Here is a 14,140-nt window from a genome sequence, read left to right on the forward strand (position 1 = left end):
CCTTTATTTTAAAGTATCTTATTTTAAAGTTTCTTTGGGTTCAAAATCCGTTTTTGGTTATATTTAAATATTTAATGATAAACACATAAATCTTATGACTATGCGTTGATGGCTGGCTGCTGCTGGGTAATACAATGAATATTGCCGCCACCAAACACAATCTCTTTAGTACGCACTCCCACTATCTGATGCTGAGGAAAGATTTTTTCAAGCTGCTCGATAGCGAGTGCATCATTTATATCATCATATTGCGGCACAATGACACCACCGTTACAAATTAAAAAGTTGGCGTAGGAGGCGATACAAATATCGTCCGTATTACGAGACTTTGCATCGTCAGACTGCGCGATATCAGCATTGTCAGGTAATGTGACAGAATGCTTGGTACAGCACAGTTTATGCACTTTTAACTTTCGGCCTTTGGCATCCGTCATCTCTGAGAGCTGTTTGTACGCTTTTTGAGTGGCTTTATAGAATGGATGCTCAGTATCATCTGTAAATAAACACACCACTTCGCCAGGACGTGCAAAACAAGCAATATCATCAATGTGCCCAGTGGTTTCATCTGGGTCAATACCGTCATCAATCCACAGTACTTTTTCGACATTTAGGTGCGACTTTAGCATGTCTTCGATTTGTTGCTCATTCAAGTGAGGGTTGCGCCCGGGACTGAGCAAGCACATGCGGGTGGTCAATACTGTGCCTTCGCCATCCACATGAAACGCGCCACCTTCTAGTACAAAACCATCGGTACGGTAGCGCTTTATACCCAAACGCTCACACAGGCGCTCGGCAAGCTTGTCATCGTCATCCCAAGGCGTATACAAACCATCGTAATCGCCGCCCCATGCATTAAACGTCCAGTCGCAGGCACGCAAACCACCAGCATCATTGATTAAGAATGTCGGCACAATGTCACGCGCCCATGCATCGTTACTTGGCATGGGTATCACATCAATATTATCGGGCAGCTGCTCACGGCACGCCTCAAAGTCATCGGGTATCACCAGTACGGTCACGTCACAAAAACGTTTGATGGCTGTGGCAACGGCTGCATAGGCAGCTTTGGCTGGTACAGCTTGTTGGCGCCAGTTATCAGGACGATAGGGCCATATCATCCAGACTTTTTGTAAAGGCGCAAATTCTGCTGGCATGTAAAAGCCATCTTGCTTTGGTGTTGAACCTGTCATTAATGTGGACATAAAGTCACCTTATCGCACTCAAGCGCTTATAAAAATATGGAGAATGGGTTTAGCCGTGCGTTAATAATGTGCCGTACATTGATGGGCGACGATCACGGAACACGCCCCATTGACGACGCTGTTCTGCCAGTTCATCCAGATCAAACGTGGCCATAATAAATTCGCTTTTATCGGTTGAGGCTTCTTGGATAATCTCGCCGCGCCCATCAGTGATGAACGAGCTGCCATAAAACTGCATGGTGCTGTCCGTGCCATTTTGGCTGATGGTTTCTTCGCCAATACGATTAGAGGCGATAACAGGCATGAGGTTAGCCGCAGAGTGTCCTTGCATACAGCGCTGCCAGTGGCCTGTTGAGTTGATGTTTAGGGTTGGCTCATCACCAATAGCGGTTGGATATAGCAGCATCTCTGCACCCATGAGCGCCATGCTGCGCGCGCATTCAGGGAACCATTGATCCCAGCAAATGCCAACGCCGATTTTGCCATACTTAGTGTTCCAAACTTTAAATCCCGTGTCACCAGGCGTGAAGTAGAATTTCTCTGCGTAAGGAATGCCATCTGGAATGTGCGTTTTACGGTAAGTGCCCAGTATTTCGCCATCAGCATCAATAATGGTCACGCTATTAAACAAGGTGTTGCCTGATTTTTCATAAAAGCTGATAGGCAGTACCACTTCAAGCGACTTTGCCAGTTCTTTGAAATGATTGATGGCCGTATTGTGCTCGACTTCGGTAGCCAAGTTAAAATATTTAAAATCATGTACTTGGCAGAAATAAGGGGTCTCGAATAACTCTTGTAGCAAGATAATATTGGCACCAGCTTTAGCAGCTTCAGTGACCAATGCGGTGGCTTTATCGATGTTTTCTTGTTTGTCCCAAGTGCAGGCGATTTGAGTGCTGGCGACAGTAACTGATCGCATGGTGTAGCTCCTTGATTATAATTTGTCTGTTGTATGAATAAAATAAAGCGTCATAAAGTGAAGTCTGGTTAGAGTAACGGCTTAAATAATCGTATATTTAAGCCGTATTATTGCTAGTCGTCGTATCATAAATCATAGGACGTTTGAGTACAGGGTCTTTTTAAATACAAGGTCTTTTCATACACAAGACCTTTAGGCCATCATAAAACCAAGTCCTAAGAAGGTAGCAACCGACAGCACAGCACCAAGCATCGCATAAGGGAACTGCGTGAAGGCATGCTGCATCGGTGAACAACCGGCACCCTGTGCGGCTAGTAATGATGAATCACTAAAGAAACAAGCATGACTACCAAATGATGACGCTGATAACAAAGCACCGATGACCAATGGTGTGCTAACACCTAATGCCGCTGCTACTGGGAATACAATCGGCATGGCAAGGACATATAGGCCCCAGCTTGATGAAGTTGCAAAGGTTAAGAAAGCCATGACCGCGAAAATAACAGCAGGAAAGATAATGATCGTCATGTGCGGTGAGATAGCGTCAATCACATACATAGTCATACCAAGCTCGTCGTTAATGGCTTTCAAAAAGAAGCCACCGATAACGGTCGATAATGGGTACAACATGACCTTAAAGCCTGTAAAAATCGACTCTACTTGGGTCTCAAAACTCAAAATACCTTGGGCCCAATAGACCATAACGGTCACAAAGCAGGTAAGCAATGCCCCTCTTAACAAGTCCACTTCAAAGTAGATGGTTGAGACGATAAGCAAAATCATTGGGAATGCAAAGTTAAAAATATTGGCTTTAAATGATAACGTACGTTTGGCTTTAACATTTGAAACCAATTGTTCATCGATGAAGTCTTCTGGAACAGGGTTGCCTTCTTTCGCGCGTTTCTCTGCACGTTTCATTGGGCCCCAGTCGCCGATGATACCGTAAGCGACCAAGAACACGATAAGTAGCGCAAACCAAGCATACGCCATAAAAGGTATAGAGCTGATATAAAGCGACATACCAGCGCCATCTGCTGCGACGCCATTCTCTTCTAATAGGCCTGAAAAGTAGACCGCCCAGGTAGAGATAGGAACGATTACACACATAGGAGCAGCGGTAGAATCGACGATATAAGCGAGCTTTTCACGGGATACGCCATAAGTATCCGTCAGTTTTTTTACTGAGGTCGAAACGGCCAAACAGTTTAGATAGTCATCGATAAAGACCACAACGCCCAAAGCGAAAGTCGCCAATAACGACTGTCTACGTGATTTAATAATTTTTTTGAGCCATTCACTAAAGCCGTCTAAACAGCCACTCACTTCTAGCAGTTGAATAAGACCACCCATAAGACCACAAACGAGCACGATCCAAATGATGGTTTCGTTACCGAGTACGGCTGAGATATTATCTGCAAAAGGGGAGACTAAATCGAATGGGTTGAGCATGACAAGGCCAGCAACACAGCCTGCAATCATTGACTCAAAAGGACGTCTGGAGACGATGGCAATGATGAGTACTAGCATGGTCGGTAGTAGGGAGAGGATTCCCCAAGATTCTGATGGATCGCGGCTGGATGATAACCAGACAAAGGCAAGATAGATGGCTATTCCCACTACGACAGTGAGAAAAACTCGTTTGTTATGATACTGTCCTTCAACAGCATCATTAAGTTTCATGTTCATGGTGACGTTCCTTGTGTGACATTATGGCTTATATAGAGAAAATCCTGTTTTAAGGTGATGATCGATAGGAAGTACGAGTGGACTTCCTGTCGAGATAGTAATAACAGTCTGTTGCATTAATGGCTTCAACATCTTGCTTATCATTAAGCAGAAAGTTGAAGCCATTACGTTACTTATAAGCCAGTCTTGTCCTTTAGCGCGTACCACCAGGATCCCATCATAGAGTAGGGCACTCGTAGTGCGCGACCACCAGGGAAAGGAATCCATGGGATTTTTGCAAAGGTGTCAAACTCTTTGGTATTGCCATTGATAGCATCAGCCAATATCTGTCCAAACAGATGCGAGCCTGTCACGCCATGTCCACTATAACCGTGTGCAAAAAACACCCGATCATGTAGCTTGCCCATCTGCGGCACCCGTGAAAAAGACAACGCAAAGTTACCGCTCCATGCATAATCAATTTTGACATCGCGCAGTTCTGGGAAAATCTTGTTCATGTTGGGTCTGATTTTTGCGGTGATGTCAGAAGGATCTTGACCACCGTAGACCGTACCACCACCAAACAACATACGCTTGTCTGCTGATAGACGGTAGTAATCCAAAATATAGCGAACATCTTCGACACAGACGTCCGTTGGAAGAAGTTGATCGGCCAAATCTCCTAACGGTTCGGTGGCGATAATTTGGGTCGATACGGGCATGACACGGTCAGTCAGCTTAGGAATGACTTTATTTAAGTAGGCATTACCGCACATAACCGCTTGCTTACAAGTGACCGTACCAAACTCAGTGATGATTTTGATGTGGTCGTCAGCATACTCAACATCAACGACTAAGGTGTTTTCATAAATAGTGCCGCCACGTGATTCAATGGCCGCCGCTTCACCAAGCGCCAGATTTAGCGGATGGAAATGTCCACCAGAATGATCGATAACGCCGCCTACATACGCCTCTGACTTGATATGCTCTTGCATACCATATTTGTCTAGCATTTCACGGTCATGCATACCATGGCTTTCCCATAGTGCATGCGTTTTTTGTAAGTCTTTTAATTGGCCATTGTTTAAAGCGGCAAAGATATTCTTTTCTTTTAAATCGCAGCTGATGTCATAGTCTTTGATCAGTCGGCGAATGATTTTGCCACCACGTGTGACGAGCTGACCGACAAAATCGGCATTTTGTTGACCATAAGAGCTTTTGATTTTTTCTAAGCTGGCATTCAGACCGTTGACAATCTGACCACCATTGCGGCCTGATGCACCCCAACCAATCTGTGCGCCTTCTAGCACGACCACTTCGTGATCTGTCTCCATGAGATGCAGCGCCGTTGATAGGCCACTATAGCCACCACCCACCACGCAAATCTCAACATGAATGTCATTTTCTAGCTTCGGTCTATCTGGTTTAGGATTACGACTGGCAGCATAATAACTGTCAGGATATTGCCCATTATCCGAGTAGTGTGGAATATTGCGCGTGTTGTTAGACGGCTTGCTATTTGACATATTAGACATCCTGTAAATAGGTGAGGTATTCAAGGTTGGTGACTTGCTGAGCAAAGCGCATGGCTTCTTGTTTTTTAACCGCAATAAGCAGTTCAATCATCTCGCTTGGAAATAGTGCATCAATGACGTCGCTGTTTTCAAACTGACGGATGGCTGATAGCCAATCTAAAGGCAAGGTTTTGAGATCTTCTTCATTGTAAGTAATGCTATTGATTGGATCCGGTGCTTCTAGTTTGTTTTCGATACCATATAACATACCTGCTAGTACCGCACTACAGACCAAATAAGGGTTAGCATCTGCGCCTGATACGCGATGCTCAATACGGCGTGCTCTTGGATCGCCACCAGGGATACGTACGGCTGCTGTGCGGTTTTCATAACCCCATGATACGTTGTTTGGTGCCAATGTACCTGGTGCAAAACGGCGATAAGAGTTGACATGTGGTGCAAACAGCAAGGTGCAATCTGACATGGTTTTCAATAGTCCAGCGACGGCATGACGTAGTATATCCGAGCCTTCTGCTGAGCCATCATCAAAGACATTGTTGCCATCTTTATCTAATAAGCTGCAATGTACATGGAAGCCGTTACCTGACTGCAAACCAAACGGTTTTGCCATAAAGGTAGCGGTGAGCTTACGACGAGCAGCGACGGCTTTGACAACTTGTTTGAATAGTATTGCATCGTCAGCCGCTTTTAGTGGATCATCGACATGCAGTAAGTTGATTTCAAACTGACCACAGCCGTTCTCAGCCAATGCCGCATCGACAGGGATATCAAGTTTTTCACAATGCGCATAGACTTCATCTAAAAACTCATCAAACTGTAATAAATCATTGATGCTTAGAATCGAGGTTTTGTTCAGTCTCAGTCCGTTTTTTGGACGAATAGGTGGTTTTGGCGTCTCGCCTTCTGTGTATTCAACCAAATAAAATTCAAGCTCAGTGGCCATGACCGGCGTCAAACCAAGTGCTTTGAATTTTTTGCTGATGAAGTCTAACACGTGTCTGGCATCACCGTAATAAGGCTCATTGTCTTCGGTATAGAGCCAAACAGGTAGCAAAGATGACGGTGCACTGGTGTTTAGAAGAGGGTAAGCAGCACGGCCAGTAGGGCGAGCAATGGCATCGATATCGCCATTACACTGAGAAGATTCGATGACATCAGCACCCCAGATATCGACACCTAGGATAGATAAAGGCAATCGTATGCCGCCATTTTGTGCTTTTTCCATTTGATTATATGGGATACGTTTACCGCGAAGTAATCCGTTTATATCACCTGCCGCAATATAAACATACTCGGTACTGTTTGTTGTCGTCGCACTTATAGTTTCACTGGTCGTTGTCATTTCTTCTATCCCTGTCAGTTTTAAACGATTTTGGTTGGCTTTTACAATTTAACTAACAATATTAGATACTTAGTATTAAGTGCTTAGTGAATTCAGAATGCTATCTGTTAACGTACACAATGTATAAAAATTGTTCTTTGTCATAAATATGTCTTTTAATATATGGATGAAGGTTATAGTTGTCAATATTTATTTTTAATTATTAAAAAGTAATTAATATAACCCATACGAACCAATTTAACCGACAATGAAATTTATAGTTTACATTTACTAAGATACTATGATAAATTTTAGTTAAATAACGACTTGCAATATCTGGACGTCTAGTTTCAGATATCATATTTAGGGAAAGAATATGTCTACTTTTAAACCAGTTATCGCGATCGTATCCTGTCACAAGATGGTAGACGGCCAGCCAGCACAAGCGGTGTATCAAAAATATATCGATGCCATACAGTATTATGGTGGCAATCCGATACTACTTCCCTATACCGCTGCTGATGATACAAACTTCGAGGCATTGATGTCGCTCGTGGATGGTATTGTATTGACAGGAAGTTATAGCAATGTCGCACCGATGCGTTATGGCGCGACACATGTAGAAGAAAAGCAGGATTTGAACCGTGATGAGCTGAGCTTTAAATTACTGGCTTATTCAGCGGAATCTGGCACACCTTTACTAGCAGTATGTCGAGGTTTGCAAGAGATGAATGTGCATTTTAATGGGACATTGCATCCTGATTGGCGTGAAGTAGAAGGGTTCTATGAGCAGCATTTAGAAGACAAGACGCAACCGCTCGAAGTTCAATATCAGCCAGTACATGATGTCCTTATCCAGCCTGAAGGAAAGCTTGCAGCATTTGGTGAGGAGTGGCATGTCAACTCGTTGCATAAACAAGCCATCAATAAAGTAGGTGAGGGTTTATTCGTTGAGGCAGTAGCACGTGACGGGTTAGTCGAGGCGATTAGCTTGATAAAACATCCGTTTATGATTGGTGTACAATGGCATCCTGAGCTAAATTATGCCCAAGATGGTTTTTCCAAATTTTTATTTACGGAATTTATTCACTATGCCAGTCAAACAAAATCCTGATAATGACGTCGATGCTAATATCAATAGAAGTACCAGTACCAATGATGACATCGATATTGATATTAACGATGAAGACGAGTCCTCTACTGAAGAGCAGGAAATGCTTGAGGATGCTGAAGAACTAGAAAAGCCTGAAGAGGATATCGGTAAAAAGATCAATCAATTGCGTCTGTCGAAAGGCTTTTCACAACGCAAGTTAGCAAGACTGGCAGGATTAACCAACACATCAATCAGTGCTATTGAGCGTAACAAAGTTAGCCCTGCGGTCAATACGCTGAAGGCCATACTGCTGGTGCTCGATTCTGATCTAAATACTTTTTTTAGTGATGAATGGAAGGAGCGTAAAGACAGAGTTGTCGTTACGCCAAAAGATTTGGTAGAGATTAGTGAGCCAAATAGCCGAGTCTCCATCAAGCAAGTGTTCAATGGCAGTCCGATAAAAAACTTAGGGTTTCTAATTGAGGTTTATCAGCCAAACAGCTCGACCGAAGATAGGATTTCTCATGAAGGTGAGGAAATTGGTACAGTCATCGAGGGCAAAATTATTATCCGTATCGATGATACTACCTACCTGTTAAATGAAGGCGATAGCTACGTGATTAAAACCTGTCATCCACATACTTTTATCAATCCAAGCAATGCCATCACTCGCATCGTCAGCGCGCATACCCCAGCGACATATTAATTGAAAGGGTGGGGGCTGGTACGAACGGGCACGGAACTATCTACAGGCGCACAGTCAGTAGATAGCTGAATATTTATCACAGGCTTTCTAAGTATCTGTCTCTTTTGAGAGGTTGGGTGCTTCAGAAAGCCTTTTTTTGGCAGGTTCTGTGTTTGCTAGCGAATCGCTATGTTTTGCCCTAGCATCATAAATTTCGGCTTTATTATTTATCGTATTGGCAGTAGGTTTCAAATACTTCTTAATTCTTCTTACCGCTGCTGCATCGGCTTCAGCTTGCTCTTCTGCCAGCGCCATATCACTTAAATTTTGATAGACATTGAGGGTTTCCTCAATCATCTCTCGCATCGTGAATTTGTTCGTCATTTCAGGGCGAGTGACGCTTTCCAACTGGTTTCTAACCGCTTTACAGAGAGAGGTCGCATTGTATTTTTTGACCAGTCCTTGCGGATAGAGTGGTTGTAGGATTTCGCTAAAGGCGGCTTGATCCCAGCCAATGACGGGAGTGCCTAAGTGAATCGCTTGTAGCGCATTAATACCAATAGACTCTGGCTCATTGGCCAGTGCCATCACGATATTTGCCGCCGATAGCCACTCTCGCATGTCATTGCGCTTGCTACCCACGTAAGTGATGCGCTCCGCCAGACCTAAGGTATTGGTACGTTGACGAAAGTCTTCATGCGCCACATCGCCATCTTTATAATCATCGTCCATGATAATGACATGGATATTAGGGAACTGCTCTTGTAAATTACCCAAAATATCAATCAACCACTCTTGACCATATTCATTGCCGATAATGGTTGGAAATATCAGCCACTTTTTGTGCTCAAGCTCTGGGTATTCTGCAAAGGTATGGCGTAGCCAATAGACTGAGGGATTGTGCCGATAGGGATAGCGACGAGTATCGATACCGCGGTAGATACGCTTTATGATTTTTGGTGCGGTATCTTCACGGCGTAGTCGGTGTTTTAGATAGTTAGTAACACTGTCAGAGACGGTAATAAGCGTGTCGACATTGAGCAGTGCTTGTGAATATCTATTGATAGGGTAAAAGCCATACATGGTCGAGACCAGTTTTGGCATGCGTTTGACACGTGCACGGCGCAAGGCCAAATGCACAATCCATGCTGGCGTACGCGAGTGCGCATGAATCACATCAGGTTCGTACTTTTCAATCAAGTGGCGCAGTGGGGCAACTTGGAGTAATGATAACCAAGACTTTTTATTCATTTGCAATTGGTGATAGATATTGCCGTCACGCTTGAGGCGTCTGACCAAGTCATTGTCTTCATCGGCGCTTGAGACGATGATAGAGGTATGTCCATTTTTGACCAATGCACGCCCAAGATGAAAAATACCGCGCTCGGATTCATCATGCTTCAAAGACGACAGTAAGCGCATAACTTTCATAATAGCGTCGATCACAGGTTAGTAATATCAAGTTGCTATTGTCAGTTAAAAGCAGTAAAAACTCAACCATCAAGGTAAAGTTAAAGCGTTTGTTTTTACAGCACTAGATAAGTCTGCCATAGATACAACGCTGACAACGCTGACAACGCTGACAACGCTGACAACGCTTATCGCCGTTTTTGTAGATGTTCAGCATTGGGCAGTACTTGTTTTTCGCTCAAATACTTCCAATAGCGCTGCGGCAGGTACTGCTTGTGCAAACGGGGATTTTTACGCTCTTTGATATTGACGTTGGTGAAGTATCCTTGCCAAAACTTCTGGTAACGCTGTTCGTCTTCGCTATGGATACTGGTAGGATTACGGAGTACTGCGTCATCAAGATCAGTGATGGTTTGCAGCGCAGCAGGACGCGTAGGTGTGCTGGTACTCTTATCATAATAAATGCCGTAACCACGGGTCAGATCGTAGATGGCCCAGTGCTGGTCTTGATAACGCTGACGAAAGTGCTCACCAATCAGTGGTAATACATTAAAATCAGGCTCCACCCGCGCAAAATATATATCATCAGTGGTATGCTCAAAGCGCACAAATGCCTCCATGCGGTGCTTTTCACGACCCACAGATTTGACCGTCTGTACCAATTCAAGGACGTCTAAATTACCCAAATCTTGCATAATAGAACGGCTAGGGTAGTCGATGGCGTATTTAACTACTTGAAATAGAGTAGTACCGATATTATCCTTTTCAGATAAAAATCCCCAAAGTATATTGCGCATACCTGAGCGCCCCAATAGCTTATTCAGTTTTGTGAGGACACGCGCGGCTTTGTCTTCATCAGTTGCCACGCTGGTTGCTTGCGCAATCAATGAAGGTACGTAACAATCTTGCGCTATGAGCTGTAATGCGGAATCGTGTTGTAATTTATGCTCATAGGCATGATAGACCGCACTCAGCCAACCTTCAAAACTTGGCTCATAAAGCACAATACTAGGCGTTACTTGACCGATAGAGTAAGTTTTGTTTTGAACAAGTACTGACATTAGCTGCCCTCAGAAAACAGTTGACGTGTAGTGGCTTATTTTAAGAATCAATTTTACTCGCACATTTAAAATAAGGCCAATTGCCCGCTACGTTGATCTTTAAACTTGGTCTGCGTTTGTGCCAGTACATATTGACGGAAGTTATCACGGGTTAAATGGGCAAGATGCTCATTTTTACCTGTCGTTGCGATGAAGTATTTTGCGCGATTGACGGCCGCTCCCATCTTTTTGAGGTGATACAAGGTTAATTGATTAAACTTGCGCGCTTTTACTATCTTTTTAGCCGTTTTGGTACCGATACCAGGTATGCGCACAATCATTTCATACGTTGCAGTTTGAATATTGACAGGGAAGTGCTCACGATGGCGAATCGCCCACGCCAGTTTTGGGTCACAGTCCAAATCTAAAAATGGCGAGTCCGGCTCAACGATTTCATGTGCACCAAACCCATAAAAACGCATTAACCAATCTGCCTGATAAAGGCGGTTTTCACGCACCATAGGTACTGGCGTACCAATCGCTGGTAAGCGATTATCAGACAGCATCGGTACATAACCAGAGTAGTAAACACGCTTGAGATCATAAGTTTTATAGAAGTGGCTCGATAGCTGAATCACTTGCAAGTCGGTCTCATTACTGGCGCCGACTATCATTTGACTGGTCTGACCCGCTGGCGTGAATTTTGGCGCTTTTTTATGGGTTTTACGGCTCTCACGGATGGTGATAATCTCTTCTTTTACCGTTTCCATGGGTGCCTTTAATTGCTCATGCGATTTTTCTGGCGCGAGCAATGCCAATCCTGATTTGGTTGGAATCTCAATATTAACGCTTAAGCGATCTGCATACAGCCCAGCTTCTAGCAGCAGCTCCTTTGACGCACCTGGAATGGTCTTTAGATGGATGTAACCGTTGAAGCGCTCACGGGTACGCAGTAGTTTGGCGACCTCAACCAATCGCTCCATCGTGTAGTCACCACTTTTAAAGATACCTGAGCTTAGAAACAGCCCTTCGATATAATTACGGCGATAAAACTGCATGGTCAAATCAACCACTTCTTCGACGCTAAAAGCGGCACGTGGGGTGTCATTGCTTTTGCGTGAGGTACAGTAAGCACAATCATAAATACAATGATTGGTCAGCAGAATTTTGAGTAGACTGACACAGCGGCCATCTTCGGTATAGCTATGGCAGATACCTGTCGCTGAGGCATCACCGAGACCGCCGCCTTGGTTCTTGCGTGTACCAGCGGAAGAGGAGCAAGAAACGTCATACTTAGCAGCGTCCGCTAAGATGTTTAGTTTGCCTTGTAGTCGTTCATAATTGATGGTTGCCATAAGCGGTATTTACCAATGCATTAATGAAAGACTATTTTAACAAAATTAGCGTTAAGTCATTGTAATTATAGCTAAAATTAAGAAGGTAAACGACAACGGTTGTCGCTTACCTATGTGTATTTTGAGATAATTTTTTAGATGAAATTCTAGTTTCTAGTACATCTATATTGAGATTGGCTATAGTTTATACAAAAAATTGCTCAGCCAATAACCAAAGCACCAAGCTGCCTACAATACCCAAAATACCAAGCAATAGAAGAGGAATAGCCAGTATCGTTATGATCTGTGATTGGCTCTCTTTAACCTCGATAGAATAGAGGCTTAAATCAATATCTGCCAAAGGTATGGCATTTCCTACAATTGCTTGTAGTCTTGAGGTGCTTGATCCTGATACTAGTTTCAGCTCGTAATGACCAACTTCCGCTCGAAAGGTAAAAAACTCCATTCTGCCAGTGGCAAAGTTATTTGAGCGTGGAGACAGTATTGAGGGATTAAGCTTAATCTCTTTGCCAGTAGTTGTACTTGAGATATGAGGTCGGAACTGAGCCAGTGGCGTTTTTTTAAACACAGGGCCTTTGTGCCAAATGCTATAAACACCGGACTTCGAGACAGTGAAACTACCAACGCTATCATGGTAGGGCAGCGCTAATAATACGTCACCATTGAATGCATTTCTAAGCAGTTTTATTGCTTTGAATACTGTAAATATGCCCACCGAAACAATGAGGAATAAGAGTATTTTGATGGACAGCACGCTCATTATTTATATTCCTCAATGATTGAAAACGAGGTAATTTAAAACGAGGCAATTTAAAAGAAGGTATTGCCGGCTAGAGAATTAGCCAGCAAAACCTCATAAAATTTATTAAACAACCACGCCCTAGTTTTTATTGAACCTTAGCGCGTATTACTACGGTCTGTGTTGCATTGGCATCTAGATTGACCAAATCCCATTTAAGACCAGAGTAGCTCACTTGCGTCGCGGCCGTATTACTCATTGGTTGAATCACTTGATAGCTATTACCGTCTGTGGTTGCAAGGGTTGGCAGTAAACTGTTTAGCGATACCAACTGAATGCCATTCGGTAGCGAAACCATTGCATTGATACCGTTTACTAGTTGATTGGTGGTATTGGTATAAGTGGTGTGGTATTCAATAATATCACCTTGAGCAATATGATTGGCAGGCACTGCTATCTCACGTCCTTCTTTATTCTTTAATATTTTCATGACCTTGGTTTGTGCATTGACGACATCAGGCTTACTAAAGCTTGGGGTCAGTTGTAGGGTCTCTAAAGAAACTGTCTTAGCAGTTTGATCGGTAAAGGTTGGGCTAATCGCTGACTGGTTAAGTGTGGATTGATTAAACGTTGATGAGCTAGTCATGACTTGAATGGCAGTTGATGCATTCATCACTGGCAGTTGAGTAGCAGAGGCAACAGGCAGTACTTGCTTTACGTTATTGAGTGGTGTGGTGATAACGTTCACTTTGGTGACGGCATTGGTCCCCTGATTGGTCACAGGCACACTAGTGACGGTGGTGTTGGCTTGAGAAATGATAGTATCGTTAGCGCTTTGACGAACGACATAGCTTGGAGTCGTTGTTACTTGAGTCACAGCATAAGGCATGCCGTCCTGCATGGTAATGCCATTAGGTGTTGCAGTGATAGTCGCGGTGTTACCATCAGAGTACTGCTCAACCACAGTTGTGCTGCCGCTAGCAGACGGATTAATGCTTATTTCAGGCGCAGCATGTGCTGAGGATACGGCAAGTAAAGTGCCTGCAACAATCGAAGAGATAGCAGTGGCTATTGATGTTTTTTGAACCGCTATTTTTTTGGTGATAAGCAGTGATGCTGCAAAATCCATATTCATAAAAGACTCCTTTAAAGTAATAGTAAGTGAAGCAGTAGATA

General features: G+C 43.6%; 12 protein-coding genes. 2 read left to right on the top strand and 10 right to left on the bottom strand.

Annotated elements, in window-relative coordinates; all coding sequences use genetic code 11:
* Positions 1-98: 98 nt before the first annotated feature.
* From aguA to I6E83_RS04120, 5 genes are all read right to left on the bottom strand, one after another.
* On the bottom strand, positions 99-1,202 hold the full coding sequence (aguA, locus tag I6E83_RS04100) for an agmatine deiminase (RefSeq protein ID WP_197100080.1): 1,104 nt from the start codon (positions 1,200-1,202) through the stop codon (positions 99-101).
* Between the two features lie 49 nt (positions 1,203-1,251).
* On the bottom strand, positions 1,252-2,121 hold the full coding sequence (aguB, locus tag I6E83_RS04105; protein WP_197100081.1) for an N-carbamoylputrescine amidase: 870 nt from the start codon (positions 2,119-2,121) through the stop codon (positions 1,252-1,254).
* A gap of 192 nt (positions 2,122-2,313) precedes the next feature.
* Positions 2,314-3,807 carry a Na+/H+ antiporter NhaC family protein gene (locus tag I6E83_RS04110; protein ID WP_197100082.1) on the bottom strand — a complete coding sequence of 498 codons (1,494 nt, stop codon included), beginning with the start codon at positions 3,805-3,807 and terminating at the stop codon, positions 2,314-2,316.
* Between the two features lie 173 nt (positions 3,808-3,980).
* Positions 3,981-5,312: an NAD(P)/FAD-dependent oxidoreductase gene (locus tag I6E83_RS04115; RefSeq protein ID WP_227680801.1), complete on the bottom strand. Its 1,332-nt coding sequence runs from the start codon at positions 5,310-5,312 to the stop codon at positions 3,981-3,983.
* A gap of 1 nt (position 5,313) precedes the next feature.
* Positions 5,314-6,663 (bottom strand): glutamine synthetase family protein, encoded by a 1,350-nt coding sequence (locus I6E83_RS04120; RefSeq protein ID WP_197100083.1) that lies wholly within the window; start codon positions 6,661-6,663, stop codon positions 5,314-5,316.
* Between the two features lie 355 nt (positions 6,664-7,018).
* Between I6E83_RS04120 and I6E83_RS04125 the strand changes: the two genes are divergently transcribed.
* Both I6E83_RS04125 and I6E83_RS04130 read left to right on the top strand, forming a co-directional pair.
* Positions 7,019-7,756, top strand: coding sequence for a gamma-glutamyl-gamma-aminobutyrate hydrolase family protein (locus I6E83_RS04125; RefSeq protein ID WP_197100084.1), 738 nt, complete (start codon positions 7,019-7,021; stop codon positions 7,754-7,756).
* The gene (locus tag I6E83_RS04130; protein WP_197100085.1) at positions 7,734-8,441 is read left to right on the top strand and encodes a cupin domain-containing protein; all 708 of its coding nucleotides are present in this window, start codon (positions 7,734-7,736) and stop codon (positions 8,439-8,441) included. Before I6E83_RS04125 ends, I6E83_RS04130 begins: the two co-directional genes overlap by 23 nt.
* Positions 8,442-8,528: 87 nt before the next feature.
* On the opposite strand, the gene I6E83_RS04135 is transcribed toward I6E83_RS04130, so the two are convergent.
* From I6E83_RS04135 to I6E83_RS04155, 5 genes are all read right to left on the bottom strand, one after another.
* A complete protein-coding gene (locus tag I6E83_RS04135; RefSeq protein WP_197100086.1) occupies positions 8,529-9,851 on the bottom strand; it encodes a glycosyltransferase in 1,323 nt (440 codons plus the stop codon).
* Between the two features lie 167 nt (positions 9,852-10,018).
* Positions 10,019-10,891 carry a TIGR03915 family putative DNA repair protein gene (locus I6E83_RS04140; RefSeq protein ID WP_197100087.1) on the bottom strand — a complete coding sequence of 291 codons (873 nt, stop codon included), beginning with the start codon at positions 10,889-10,891 and terminating at the stop codon, positions 10,019-10,021.
* Positions 10,892-10,956: 65 nt separating this feature from the next.
* Positions 10,957-12,225 carry a putative DNA modification/repair radical SAM protein gene (locus tag I6E83_RS04145; protein WP_197100088.1) on the bottom strand — a complete coding sequence of 423 codons (1,269 nt, stop codon included), beginning with the start codon at positions 12,223-12,225 and terminating at the stop codon, positions 10,957-10,959.
* Positions 12,226-12,409: 184 nt separating this feature from the next.
* Entirely contained in the window at positions 12,410-12,985 is a 576-nt protein-coding gene (locus tag I6E83_RS04150; RefSeq protein WP_197100089.1) for a hypothetical protein, read from the bottom strand.
* A 127-nt stretch (positions 12,986-13,112) separates the two neighbouring features.
* Complete coding sequence (locus tag I6E83_RS04155) at positions 13,113-14,099, bottom strand: hypothetical protein (protein ID WP_227680802.1); 987 nt, start codon at positions 14,097-14,099, stop codon at positions 13,113-13,115.
* Positions 14,100-14,140 lie beyond the last annotated feature (41 nt).

This window comes from Psychrobacter sp. SZ93C1, assembly GCF_015864635.1.
Classification (GTDB): Bacteria; Pseudomonadota; Gammaproteobacteria; order Pseudomonadales; family Moraxellaceae; genus Psychrobacter; species Psychrobacter fozii.

Bases quoted from the DNA above. Each gene is read 5' to 3' on its own strand.
- aguA (WP_197100080.1), bottom strand. From the start codon at position 1,202: ATGTCCACATTAATGACAGGTTCAACACCAAAGCAAGATGGCTTTTAC.
- aguB (WP_197100081.1), bottom strand. From the start codon at position 2,121: ATGCGATCAGTTACTGTCGCCAGCACTCAAATCGCCTGCACTTGGGAC.
- I6E83_RS04110 (WP_197100082.1), bottom strand. From the start codon at position 3,807: ATGAACATGAAACTTAATGATGCTGTTGAAGGACAGTATCATAACAAA.
- I6E83_RS04115 (WP_227680801.1), bottom strand. From the start codon at position 5,312: ATGTCAAATAGCAAGCCGTCTAACAACACGCGCAATATTCCACACTAC.
- I6E83_RS04120 (WP_197100083.1), bottom strand. From the start codon at position 6,663: ATGACAACGACCAGTGAAACTATAAGTGCGACGACAACAAACAGTACC.
- I6E83_RS04125 (WP_197100084.1), top strand. From the start codon at position 7,019: ATGTCTACTTTTAAACCAGTTATCGCGATCGTATCCTGTCACAAGATG.
- I6E83_RS04130 (WP_197100085.1), top strand. From the start codon at position 7,734: ATGCCAGTCAAACAAAATCCTGATAATGACGTCGATGCTAATATCAAT.
- I6E83_RS04135 (WP_197100086.1), bottom strand. From the start codon at position 9,851: ATGAAAGTTATGCGCTTACTGTCGTCTTTGAAGCATGATGAATCCGAG.
- I6E83_RS04140 (WP_197100087.1), bottom strand. From the start codon at position 10,891: ATGTCAGTACTTGTTCAAAACAAAACTTACTCTATCGGTCAAGTAACG.
- I6E83_RS04145 (WP_197100088.1), bottom strand. From the start codon at position 12,225: ATGGCAACCATCAATTATGAACGACTACAAGGCAAACTAAACATCTTA.
- I6E83_RS04150 (WP_197100089.1), bottom strand. From the start codon at position 12,985: ATGAGCGTGCTGTCCATCAAAATACTCTTATTCCTCATTGTTTCGGTG.
- I6E83_RS04155 (WP_227680802.1), bottom strand. From the start codon at position 14,099: ATGAATATGGATTTTGCAGCATCACTGCTTATCACCAAAAAAATAGCG.